Below are 12426 nucleotides of genomic sequence, written 5' to 3' on the forward strand. Positions count from 1 at the left end.
CATGCGTGCTCCTGCCCATCCGTTGAGCTATCGGGTGCTGTCGCTGTTGCTGGATTACCCGGAACAGCCGCTGATCGACGCCCTGCCCGAACTGGACGCCGCGCTGGCCGATGTGGCCCCCGCGCTGCGCGCCGAACTGGCACCGCTCTGTGCCCACCTGGCTGGTGCCCCACTGATTGAGCGACAGGAAATCTACGTGGGCACCTTCGACCGCCAGCCGGCGCACTCGCTGCATCTGTTTGAGCACCTGCACGGCGAAGACCGCGCCCGTGGCCAGGCGATGGTAGACCTGATCGAGGAATACCGCGCCCACGGCGTTGAGCCAGTCAGCCCCGAGCTGCCGGATTATCTGCCGCTGTTTCTGGAGTTCCTGTCGCTGTGCGCCGCCGATGAGGCATGCCGGCTGCTGGACGATGCCGTACATGTGGTGGCGCACATTGGCCGCCAGCTGGCATCGCGTGATTCGGTGTACGCCTGCGCCTTGCACGCACTGGCCAACCTGGCCAGCGTGGCACCACAGCCGCTGACCGTGCCGCCGATCCGCGACATGGACGAAGCGCTGGAAACCTTCGGCCCCGGTGCCGATGGCGTCGAGCCGCTGCTCAAGCCGGTGATGCCGCAGATTGCCCCGGTCAACTTCCACCGCACCCGCCCGCATGCCTGAGCGGCAGGCGACCAAGGAGAGCTTGCATGGATACCTTGCACCAATTTGTTTTCGGGATTTACCCGTACATCGCCCTGAGCATTTTTTTGCTGGGCAGCCTGATCCGCTTTGACCGCGAGCAATACAGCTGGAAAAGCGAATCCAGCCAGCTGCTGCACCGTGGCAGCCTGCGTCTGGGCAATATCCTGTTTCATCTGGGCATCATCGGCCTGTTTTTTGGTCACGCAGTTGGCCTGCTCACCCCGGTAGCGGTGTGGGACGCGCTGGGCGTCAGCCACAGCTTCAAGCAGGTATTTGCCATGACTGCTGGTGGCATCATGGGCACGCTGTGCCTGGTTGGCGTGCTGATGCTGCTATCCCGCCGCCTGGGCAACCCGCGTCTGGCCGCCAACACCACCTGGCGCGACAAGCTGGTGCTGGGCTGGATTCTGATGACCGTGCTGGTGGGTTTGTCGACCATCTTTGTTTCCAGCCAGCATCTGGATGGTCATGAAATGCTGTTGCTGATGCGCTGGGCACAGCATGTGGTCACCTTCCGTGGCGACGCCGCCAGCTTCATCACCGACGCTTCGCCGGTATTCAAGCTGCACCTGTTCCTGGGCATGAGCCTGTTTGTGATCTTCCCGTTTACCCGCCTGGTGCACGTGTGGAGCGGCTTTGCCGCCGTGGGTTACCTGAACCGCTCCTGGCAGCTGGTTCGGCCCCGTCGTTGAACCGCCTGCTGTGTCTGCCCTGACCGACCCATCCTCCTGATCCGCCGCCCGCCCGTCTGGCAGACACCGGCAGGCGACGTTTCTTCCCCCGGTGTTCTTTGTGGATGCCGGGGGTTTTTTCGTGGGGAGTCATGTTGTAGTGGTCTAATCTTTTCGAACAGCCCGATAGGTGGAACAATCCCACCACCCAAAGGACATCGAACATGCCACAAACCCGTCGCCACTTTGCCCCCGAGTTCAAACTCGAAGTCGCCAAAAAAATCGTTCAGCAGCAATGCAGCATCACCCAGCTCTGTCACGAACTGAGCCTTGGCGAAACCGCCGTCCGCCGTTGGGTCGCCCAATACAAAGCCGAACTCAACGGCCAGCCAGGCATCGGTCTGCCTCTGACCCCAGACCAGCAACGCATCCGGCAACTCGAAGCCGAACTGCGCATTGCCAAAGAGGATAACGAAATCCTAAAAAAAGCCTCGGCCTTGTTCGCCCGCGCTTATCGATGATGTTACCCATCGTTAGCCAACTGGACAGGGCGCACAGCAAAAGCACACTCTGCCGCGTGCTGGGCGTGAGCCGCTCCGGCCTGCATCACGCTCGCCAGCGCGGTGATCGCCCGGTGTGTGATCTGCGCACCGAAACCCTGTTCAAGGCCGTCTTTGCCGAGAACCAGCAAACCTATGGCAGTCGTAGAATGCGCAGCGAGCTGGCCAAACGTGGCTTGGCGCTTGGACGCTACAAAGTGCGTAAGTTGTTGAACGCATTTAACTTGAAAACCTGCTGGAAGCGAAAGTTTGTTCACACCACGGACAGCAAACACACGCTGCCGGTGGCGGAAAACCTGCTGAACCGCAAGTTTAACCCCAAGGCCTTGAACCAGGCCTGGGCTTCAGACATCACCTATATTCGCACGCGCAGCGGCTGGCTCTACCTGGCCGTGGTGATGGATCTGTGCTCACGCCGGGTGATTGGCTGGGCCATGGAGCCACACATGCGGGCGGAGCTGGTTTGTCGGGCGCTCACCATGGCACAAGGGCAGAGAAACCCCGCTGCAGGTGTGCTGCTGCACTCAGACAGAGGCAGCCAATACGCCAGTGCGGAATACCAGGCGCTGCTGAAGAAACACAAGATGGTGTGCAGCATGAGCCGGAAAGGAAACTGCTGGGACAACGCCCCGATGGAGCGCTTCTTCCTGAATTTGAAGATGGAGCGGGTATGGCGTAAAGATTACGCCAACCATGAAGAAGCGCGCCGGGATGTGGCGGATTACCTGATGAAGTTTTACAACCAGAAGCGTTTGCACTCGGCGCTGGGTGAGATGAGCCCGGCAGAGTTTGAAAGACAATGCCAGCTCAAACCTGCGCCTGTGCAGGCTTGAGCGGCTGACTCCCTATCGGGGTGTTCGAAAAAACTTGACCAGTACATGTGGACGTTCCCCTGTATTGCGCCAAAACATGCAAAGGCAGTACATTGGCGCGGCATCCGCGACGAGATAACGCCATACCACGCCTGAAAGACGAAGCCTCTCTATCCGCACTTCTGCTGAGATCAAACAGCTATTGCACCTGGTGGCTGAGGCTGAGCACCGTTCGCTGGCGTCGATGGTGGAAATCGTGGTGCAGGAATATGCCCGAGCGCGCAACCTGAAGCTTGATCAGCAAATGAATGCTTCGAGAAAATAAAGAAACTAGAAAAATGGCAACCACACAACAAATACAGCCATCCCCCCACGCAGCTTGGCCCTATCCTGGCGCACGCTGGTGGAAATTTGATTTTCACACCCACACTCCTGCCTCCAAAGATACCCATGCCTGGCAAAGCGCTATCGGCACTGATCAAGAGGTCACTCCGCGTACCTGGCTGCTCAAATACATGGCCGCCGGGATCGACTGCGTGGCCGTCACCGACCACAACACAGGAGAGTGGATCGATAAACTCAAAGTGGCCTATGCGGACATGCAAAGCCAAGCCAGTGCAGGCAATCCGCCTGAGGGGTTCCGTGAACTGCATGTGTTCCCTGGCGTGGAGATTTCAGTGCAGGGAGGTTTTCATCTGCTGGCCATTTTTGATCCTTCCGCCAACAGCCAGACCATCAGCGATCTACTCGCTCGGGCAGGCTACAAGGACACGCGTGGCGACAGCGATGGCGTCACCCGCGAAGGTGCGGCCAAGGTAGTGGAATGTATTTTGGAGGCCGGCGGCATTGCCATTCCTGCGCATGTGGACAGCGACAAAGGACTGCTGCAAGTCAAGCCAGACACCCACCAATGCCGCTTGGACACCAATACTGTCAAACAGGTGTTGCAGGTGCCCGGCATGCTGGCGCTGGAGTGGTCGGAAGCCACCAGCCCCGCGCCGATGGCGCTGAATGAACTGAAACTGCGCTTCGCCAGCGTGGCAGGTAGCGATAGTCATAATTTTCAGGGGAAAGGCGCACCAGGTTCGCGATTCACTTGGATCAAAATGGCCTCCCCTAGCCTGGAGGGCTTGCGCCTGGCGCTGCTGGATGGTCAAGAGGTTTCGGTGCGGCGTAGCGACGAGAGCCCGGGTTTTGCTCCCTTCAACACGCCCGAGCATTTCATCGAGTCAATTGAAGTTCGTCACGCGCGCTACATGGGCTGTGGCAGGTTGCCCGCAAGTTTGCCGCTCAACCCCTACTTCAACGCCCTGATCGGCGGGCGTGGCACCGGCAAATCAACCATCGTGCATGCGCTGCGCTTGGCCTATCGGCGCGAGAAGGAGCTCTCGTCCACCTCAGAAGCCGGGCAGACCTTCAACCGCTTCAACAAAATTGCCAAGTCCCGCAGCAATAACGAAGGCGGACTGCTGGCAGAGACGGCCATTTGCGTGCAGGTGCACCGCGATGGCACGTCCTATCGCCTGATCTGGCCGCAAAATAGTCAAGACTACGCGGTGGAGGAATGGGACGTCACCACGGGCAGCTTCAAGCCGTCGGCCAGCCAGGCCATCACCGGACAACGCTTCCCTCTGCGCCTGTTCAGCCAGGGGCAGATCGCGGCGCTGGCTGGCGACAGCCAACAGGCCTTGCTTCAGGTAATTGATGATGCTGCTGGCGTCCGATCGCAGCAAGCCGCCTTTGACGAAGCCAAACAGGCTTTTTTGGCCTCTCGCGCCCAGATGCGTGAGCTGGAAGGCAAGCTACAAGGCAGTGATGCGCTAAAGCTGTCTCTCGAGGATATTCAACGCAAGCTGGCCCGCTTTGAACAAGCCGATCACGCGGCGGTGCTAAAGCGCTACCAGCGCACAAGCCGACAAGGCCGCGAGCTGGAACATCAGTTTGCTGCCGCTGCCGAACTGGCCACCCGTTTGCAGGCATGTGCGGAGGAGCTACTGGCCGAAGACTTGCCAGAAGGCTTGTTCGACGCTGCCGAAGACAGTCAGGCGCTGGCACATGTAGCGACATTGCACGCAGCCATCAACCAGGCAAGTCAAGCGGTCGAACACGCCGCCACTACCTTGCAGGCAGACAGCCAGACCCAGCGGCAAGCACTGGAAGCATCGCCCTATTTTGCCCGGATTGGTGTAGCCAAGGCGGCCTATGATCAACTCAAGACCGACTTGCAGCAGCAAGGCGTCAGCGACCCCAGCGAATATGGTCGTCTGGTGCAGGAAAAACTGCGGCTGGAAACCGAGCTGAAGCGGCTGGAGGTTTCACAAACACAGTTGGCAGAGCTGCGCAAGAAAGCATACGCTCAACTGGATCAGGTGCAATCCGCTCGCCGCGCCATCAGCGCACGGCGCACTGCATTTTTGCAGGAAACCCTCGCAGAAAACCCTTTTGTGCGCATCGAGCTAATTCCCTACAGCCGGGATGCGCAGGAGATCGAACGTTCGCTGCGGGATGTGCTGGGTGCCCCAGACGGAAAATATGTCGATGATTTATACCAAGAACAAAATAATTTTCTCGCCAAGGGGCTTGTTGCAGACCTCCTCATGATTTCCGGCCTTTCTGCTTCCTCGGAAGCATGGGACACAGAAGCTTTTGAACAGAGCTTACAGATGCAAAAGAAACGTCTGAGCCAAGCCTGTCGTGGCAACGGAACATTTGGTGTCTGGTTCAATAAATTCCTCAAAACCGAAACTGACAAACGCCCCGAATTTGCCGACCATATTTTGTGCTGGTTTCCAGAAGATGGCCTGCAAGTGGAATACAGCCGCAAAGGGGATGGCAAAAATTTCCAGCCTATCGGCCAGGCTTCTGCCGGGCAACGCGCCGCCGCGATGCTGGCTTTTCTGCTGGCGCACGGTGACGAACCGCTGATTCTTGATCAACCCGAAGACGATCTGGACAACCATTTGATTTACGGTTTGGTGGTGCAGCAGATTCGCAGCAATAAACTGCGCCGTCAGCTCATCATCGTGACCCACAACCCCAATATTGTGGTGAATGGCGATGCCGAGCTGATTCATGTGCTGGACTTCAACCATCAGTGCCACGTCAAGCAAACTGGCTCCTTGCAGGACTCCGCCATGCGCCGTGAAGTCTGTTTGGTGATGGAAGGCGGCAAAGAAGCATTTGACCGGCGTTATCTGCGCCTGGGAAAAGAGGAATGACATGTTCGATAACGTGGCCGAGCTGATCGACAAAATTCGCCTGGGAGAAGACTCCTATCTGGAACTGAAGGAAGTCCGCTTTGCCGGGCAAAAAGTCTCAGCACCTCATAAAGACTCTCTGGCAGATGAGCTGGCGGCCTTTGCCAACAGCCGTGGCGGCGTGTGCCTACTGGGGGTGGACGACAGCCGGGAAGTGCTCGGCATTTCACTGGAACGGCTGGATCTGGTGGAAGATTTCGTGCGGCAAATCTGTCTGGACAGCATCACCCCACCACTGACGCCAGTGATTGAGCGCCTGACCCTGCCCAGCAGCATGGGCGAACAACTGCCGGTGTTAAAGATTGATGTCACCCGCAGCCTGTTTGTGCATAAAAGTCCCGGCGGCTATATCCATCGCGTGGGCAGCGCCAAGCGAGAAATGGCGCCTGACTATCTGGCTCGGCTGTTTCAGCAGCGCAGCCAGGCGCGGATCATCCGCTTTGATGAGCAGCCCGTGCCCGGCGCCGTGCTCGACGACCTTACCGACGCGCAGTGGCAGCGTTTTGCCAGCCCGCGCGTGCAAGATACCCGCGAGGTGTTGCTGGACAAGCTGGCCATGGCGCGCCCAGACGGAGATGGCGCGCTGCGCCCGACGATTGCCGGTGTATTAATGGCCAGCGCCGACCCTCGCCGCTGGCTGCCCAACGCCTTCATTCAAGCAGTGGCCTACCGGGGGACAGCGATTTTGCCCCAAGGCGACGCCACCTATCAGCTGGACGCCCAAGACATCAGCGGCCCCCTGGATGCCCAGGTGCTGAACGCCTGCCACTTTGTCCGAAAAAACATGCAGATATACGCCAGCAAGGACCAAGGCCGACATGACCTGGCGCAGTACGACATGACAGCGGTGTTCGAAGCGCTGGTGAACGCTGTGGCGCATCGTGATTACTCGATTCATGGCGCCAAAATTCGCCTACGCCTATTTGCCGATCGACTGGAGCTGTATTCTCCGGGAGCGATTCCCAACACGATGACGGTGGATAGCTTGCCCTACCGGCAAGCCGCCCGCAACGAAGCGATCACCAGCCTGCTGGCCAAATGCCAGATTCCCGAAACGGAAAAAACCACCACCGGCCGCAGCACAATGATGGACAAGCGCGGAGAAGGCGTGCAGATCATTCTGGAGCAGAGCGAACGCTTGTCTGGCCAACGCCCGGTGTACCGTTTGTTGGATGAGGCTGAGCTCCTGCTGATCATTCCAGCAGCCATGCCAAAGACTGCTCACGCATAAACACGGCTCACAAAATCGTCTTGCTGCTTGCTTGTTCTGCTCGTGTGATATGCGCAGGCGACGTTTCTCCCCCGGTGTTCCTTGTGGATGCGGGGGGGGCTGGTTCTGTGGTGGCATCGGTGCTGTGCTCCTGGTCACCGGTGCCACAATGTGAAGGCGCAATTTCAGTTCCCCACCAAAAAAATTAATATCAGTGCAGGGCTGGTAAGAGTCAGCACGAAGCCACTGATCAAAGCAAGCAATACATGCTGAGACCCACATTTTTGCCTGATTAAAGGAAGTGTCGCATCCAACGCTGTTGCGCCACAGATGCCAATCGCTTCTCGGCTAAAGCGAGACCCCAACACATAAAGCATGATAATGGCGATCATTTCCCGAAAAAGGTCTGTCAGCATGGCAATGGCACCATAGCTGCTCCCCAGTTTTCCACTCACTAAAATGCTGGATAAAGTGACCCAGCCAAAACCACTGGAAAGCGCGAGTGAAGTCAGCACGCCTTCTCCAGTGTAAAATCCAGCAATCACGCCCCCTACCATGGAGCCAATAATCACCAGCATTGGAACCCATACAAGTTCTGAAGCATGCTGCCGCCCATCAAATTCAAGCTGAACCAGATCCATGCCCACCAAAAAAATCAGTGCGTAAAGCAACTGTGCCGCAGTCACTCCATTCAACCAGAGCCCTTGATATTTGGAAGCCAAGACACCCATTGTAATCATTGCTAAAGCAATCATACAATCGCGCAATGCATGGAAAAACTGCACAGCAGGCAGCTTCACCGCAACTACAGGAGCGGTGTTGGCGCGTGGGAGTCTGATGCATAGTAAGATCAATATCCATGGCAGCAAAGCTGTCAATATGGCGAAAGTTAAAGCCGTTGTAAGCGATTTGATTAAAATTTCGCCGTCGCCTAGCGCATGGCCAAATTCCTTGCCGCAGAAAAATAACAATAGCCAAATCAGAGGCGTCAATAATTTAGCGCCATGCCGGATTTGATGCCGTGGCAGAAGTAAGCCCAAGCCATAGCCTAATGCAAGACATAGTACAATCGGAAGAATAGACATCACCATCAGTTTCATCACAAGCTCGCTTTACTTCATGGTAGATTGTAATCATGCTTTTTAATACGCACTAGGCACAAAACTATTGTGTGCCCACCATATTGTGGACATGTTTTTATTGTTATCGCCATTGATGGTCTTATACTAACTTTTTACAATGTTGCAATAAATGAATATAATGTGCTTTTAGAATTCCTAAAACAGGAATAATTTGTTCTTCAGCACAAGCAAGGCAGGAAGTGAAAGCATTAATCCATTGATTAACAACACTAAAAATTATTTCTAACAGGTTCTGTGCGTAGATTGATGTCAGCACAATCAGGAGGCACTAATGTGTCGCGTCCCGTGTGATCATATTCCAATTCGTAGCTGGCCACTCTTCTTGGCAAGAGACCTGATGCGTGATCTGATTGAGACATTGAAAGCGGAGCAATCAACATGAGTGAAGTCCACGCCCAGGCCCGAACCACCCCTCGCACGCGAGCCGAGATCAAGAACTCAACAGCATCATTGCTTGAATTGGCAAAACGCTACAACATCAGCGTGGCCACCGCACGCAAGTGGAAGCAGCGCGATAGCCAGGAGGATTTATCACACCGCCCGCACAAGCTTTGCACCACGCTGACGCCGGCGCAGGAGGCGATTGTCGTGGCCTTGCGAAGCCTGACGCTACTGGGACTGGATGACCTGGTCGCGGTGGTGCGCGAATTCATCAATCCAGACGTCTCGCGCTCTGGGCTGGATCGCTGTCTGCGCCGCCATGGCGTGGCCAACCTGCGTCAACTGCAAGCCGAGGCGCTGGCTGATGCCGGCCAGGTCCAGCCGCCGGTCAAAACCTTCAAGGATTACGAGCCAGGCTTCCTGCACATGGATATCAAGTACTTACCGAAGATGCCTGACGAGAAAGAGCGGCGCTACCTGTTTGTGGCCATCGACCGCGCCACCCGCTGGGTGTTCATGCATATCTATGCCAATCAAAGTGAGCGCAGCAGCGTGGACTTTTTAAACCGGCTGGAGCGCGCAGCACCGATGAAGATCGTCAGGTTGCTCACCGACAACGGCAGCCAGTTCACCGACCGCTTCACCAGCAAAAAACGTGAGCCAACCGGGCAGCATGCCTTTGATGTTCGCTGCACGGAGCTGGGCATTGAGCACCGCCTGTGCCCGCCGCGCCATCCACAGACAAACGGGATGGTTGAGCGCTTCAATGGCCGAATCAGTGAGGTGGTGAGTCAGACCCGATTTGCTTCAGCCGCCGAGTTGGAAACGACGCTTGAACGCTATGTGAAAACGTACAATCATCAGATTCCGCAGCGTGCGCTCAATCATCTTTCGCCCGTTCAGGCGCTGAAGGAATGGCAGAAGAAAAAACCTGAATTATTCAAGAAACGCATTTATAACCAGGCGGGACTTGACAGTGTAACTTGTTCAAGTGATTGGGCTTAGAAGTCTTGAACTATACATATTCGTTTTAGTAAAAATAAAACGCTGCCGACTAGTACTATCGCCAGCAGCGGTTAATGATGTGGCTAGCCAAAAATACCTAGCAAGCCAATTCCAGAAAGAATTAGTATAAATACTGCGGCAATTCTAGCTGGCAGTAACTGGGGCATCAAGTTGGCAGTCACAACAATACCAAGGATGATAGCCAAAAATATTGAACTATTCCCCATCACCATCTGCTCCAACCAGATTTCCACATACCATTCCTCCAATAATTCCAGCTAATGCACCAACATTATTTGCCCCTGCTGCTGTTTTTGTTAAAAGGGCCCCTGCAACCCAGCCGACCCCGGTAAAACCAGCAATGCATTGCGTCTCTGTTATCCCTCCGCTGATCAACTCAATATCTGAAATCAATAATTCACGCATGTTATCCTCCTGGAAAATTAAAATTAATGTACGGCATAAAAAATATTTAGTTTCTTTTGATTTTTTAAACTCCTCTGGTTGAGATTTAATAAAACTATTTGCATTTAAAATTTAAAATCTATGCGGCTTTTTTAATAACCTTTCAACAAGTAACGTCACCCGAGAATGTAACGGCATTTTTGATGGCTTGCTGCCGCATCATTTGTAAGGTTTGATGATCAAGGATGCGCCCATCGAAAGGTCGTTTGCATCTCATGGGGCGTACTATCGCTCACATGACGCTACTTACGGGAAAGTTAGTATGTGGTGTGGTGAACGCCATCTAGGGACGCGCTGATTTATTCAGGAAAATCGTGTTTGCTAAAATAAAAACACATAAAAATCAACCATCTGGATTCCCGCCTTCGCGGGAATGACGATTTTTTCAGCGTATCCCTAGGTTATTCAATGCTTAAGATGTCATGGGTTAGTAGCCCCTCAGCTAATGCTTGTACTTTACTTTGATGAACTGGGCCAGCTTTTTCAATTATCTGCTTAATACTCACACTACCTTCTAGAATCCAGTTCTCAATGATTTTGGCAGAAATTTCGTCAATTTTTATTGTAAATCCATTTACTATTAGCCGATCTGATCTGGGCTCGGCGCGGTAAGCTGAGTTAATGGATAAGATATCTTCTGGCCTCAGAATAGGTAAGCTGCCTCTACTAGAATGTTCTATTGCAAATGGAGAAGTCACCCGCTCTTGCTCGACTTGTACTTTTTTAAAAGCACAAATATTTTCTGGATTAAGTAACTCTTCATGGATATTTTTCAATGCTTCACGAATCTCTTGAAGGCCATCTTCTTCAAACTTTAGTGTTTTACGAAAATCTAGTAAACGTGCTAATGTGTTACCACAAGACCATGCTATATAGTCGGCTATATGCGCAGTATGAATCCCAACTGCAATATGGAAAGTCTCTTCTCCTTCTAATGGAATAGCCTCATGCCACCAGCCGCGTGGAATATAAAGCACATCACCAGTTTCTAAAATACCATCAAATATAGGGTTGACAGGGCATTCATGCTTGTATTCCTTACTTTTTTGATGAGGTAACGGCAATGGGAAAGTAGGCTCAAATATCTTCCAGCGTTTACGGCCAATCAATTGCACGGCAAATACATCATGAGTATCCCAGTGCTTAGCAAAAGTCCCCTCTCCGCCAAATGCAATGTAACCATTAGCAGCTGCTTTTTCCCCGACAAAGCGGGAAATTGACATTGTTAATTTTTGAATGAGTGGTAGTTTAATATCTAGACGATTTAAAACTAGCGTTGCCCCATTATGCAAATATGCATTGAATGCGTCTTTCACAATGCGTGAACGCTGCAAACCAATGTCTACAAAAAATTCTGTGTATTTATTTTGTGGCACTAAGCCATCTTTATACAAATGAAGCAAACCATCACTTGGATCCCATGAAAACAACGTTTCATTGATATGTTTCCATTCTATGCCGTGATCAGTAAATTCGTTTTTACAGATAAAAAGCCGTTTCTCAAAGTAGTTGCCGATAAAATCGGCTCTTGACATGCCAAAAATCATATCTATATATCCTCTAATTTATTTCTGTAAAGCTGAGTGAAAATTATCTGATTATATTTCTGTTTTTAATTAACTTATTGTGAAGAATTATTCTTGCACCTAATATACTGTATTGCTTATGGGAAATATTTGTGAAAACCATACAATGGTTCAAGTATCCATTCAATCAGGCGTCGCCTTTCCTGTTCAATGTCTGCTTCCAATGCCATTCCTGGTCGTAGCATAATCTGCTTACCATAAGCCAAAATGTACTGCGCAGCTAATTTAACTGTGACGCGATAAACTACTTCTTGGCTTATAAGCGGTGAGGCCATCGGTAGCTCATTAACTGGAATCGGGCTTCGCGCAATTTCTTTAACTATTCCATCATATTGACCAAACTTCTGATAGGGATATGCTTGATAGCGCAGGCGAACTTTTTGGCCAATTTCAATAAATCCAATCGCGCGGGATGGTAAATATAAATTAGCCTCTAATTGTGCATCTACTGGTAAAAGAATTGCCAATGCTTGCCCATTGATAGGCTGGCCAACCTGAGCTGTAATTGACGTCACAATACTATCCAGTGGTGCCGTGATGGCATAACGATCTCGTGTCTGCAACTCTGCAGTTTCTTGTGCTAACACCCCAAAATCGCGATCAATATCAGCTAATTCTTGATCCGTACGAGTAGGAATTTGGTGCAATTCAT

The 12426-nt window shown here is 52.9% G+C and carries 10 protein-coding genes; 6 read left to right on the top strand and 4 right to left on the bottom strand.

Annotated elements, in window-relative coordinates:
• The first annotated feature begins 1 nt into the window (after position 1).
• The 5 genes from narJ (at position 2) to BXU06_RS02450 (ending at position 7216) form a co-directional block, all read left to right on the top strand.
• Positions 2-664, top strand: a complete 663-nt coding sequence (gene narJ, locus BXU06_RS02430; RefSeq protein WP_077296489.1) for a nitrate reductase molybdenum cofactor assembly chaperone — start codon at positions 2-4, stop codon at positions 662-664.
• Positions 665-690: 26 nt separating this feature from the next.
• A complete protein-coding gene (narI, locus tag BXU06_RS02435; RefSeq protein ID WP_077296491.1) occupies positions 691-1377 on the top strand; it encodes a respiratory nitrate reductase subunit gamma in 687 nt (228 codons plus the stop codon).
• Positions 1378-1580: 203 nt separating this feature from the next.
• Positions 1581-2749, top strand: a protein-coding gene (locus tag BXU06_RS02440; protein ID WP_216352526.1) for an IS3 family transposase whose coding sequence is annotated in 2 segments (ribosomal slippage) — positions 1581-1848 and positions 1848-2749 — 1170 coding nt in all. Because the reading frame shifts where the segments join, the coding sequence is not laid out codon by codon here.
• Positions 2750-3066: 317 nt separating this feature from the next.
• Positions 3067-5946: a TrlF family AAA-like ATPase gene (locus BXU06_RS02445; RefSeq protein WP_077296493.1), complete on the top strand. Its 2880-nt coding sequence runs from the start codon at positions 3067-3069 to the stop codon at positions 5944-5946.
• Position 5947: 1 nt separating this feature from the next.
• Complete coding sequence (locus tag BXU06_RS02450) at positions 5948-7216, top strand: ATP-binding protein (RefSeq protein WP_077296495.1); 1269 nt, start codon at positions 5948-5950, stop codon at positions 7214-7216.
• 164 nt (positions 7217-7380) lie between these two features.
• On the opposite strand, the gene BXU06_RS02455 is transcribed toward BXU06_RS02450, so the two are convergent.
• Positions 7381-8295 (bottom strand): lysine exporter LysO family protein, encoded by a 915-nt coding sequence (locus tag BXU06_RS02455; RefSeq protein ID WP_077296497.1) that lies wholly within the window; start codon positions 8293-8295, stop codon positions 7381-7383.
• Between the two features lie 420 nt (positions 8296-8715).
• Between BXU06_RS02455 and BXU06_RS02460 the strand changes: the two genes are divergently transcribed.
• Positions 8716-9723: an IS481 family transposase gene (locus BXU06_RS02460; RefSeq protein WP_077296499.1), complete on the top strand. Its 1008-nt coding sequence runs from the start codon at positions 8716-8718 to the stop codon at positions 9721-9723.
• Between the two features lie 216 nt (positions 9724-9939).
• Here BXU06_RS02460 and BXU06_RS02465 read toward each other — a convergent pair whose 3' ends face one another.
• The 3 genes from BXU06_RS02465 to BXU06_RS02475 all read right to left on the bottom strand — a co-directional run bounded on the left by BXU06_RS02465 (position 9940) and on the right by BXU06_RS02475 (position 12421).
• Positions 9940-10149 carry a hypothetical protein gene (locus tag BXU06_RS02465; RefSeq protein ID WP_077296500.1) on the bottom strand — a complete coding sequence of 70 codons (210 nt, stop codon included), beginning with the start codon at positions 10147-10149 and terminating at the stop codon, positions 9940-9942.
• A 440-nt stretch (positions 10150-10589) separates the two neighbouring features.
• The gene (locus BXU06_RS02470; RefSeq protein WP_077296502.1) at positions 10590-11735 is read right to left on the bottom strand and encodes a JmjC domain-containing protein; all 1146 of its coding nucleotides are present in this window, start codon (positions 11733-11735) and stop codon (positions 10590-10592) included.
• A gap of 116 nt (positions 11736-11851) precedes the next feature.
• The gene (locus BXU06_RS02475; RefSeq protein ID WP_077296504.1) at positions 11852-12421 is read right to left on the bottom strand and encodes an HlyD family efflux transporter periplasmic adaptor subunit; all 570 of its coding nucleotides are present in this window, start codon (positions 12419-12421) and stop codon (positions 11852-11854) included.
• Positions 12422-12426: the final 5 nt, after the last annotated feature.

The organism is Aquaspirillum sp. LM1, assembly GCF_002002905.1.
In the GTDB taxonomy this organism is placed as follows: Bacteria; Pseudomonadota; Gammaproteobacteria; order Burkholderiales; family Aquaspirillaceae; genus Rivihabitans.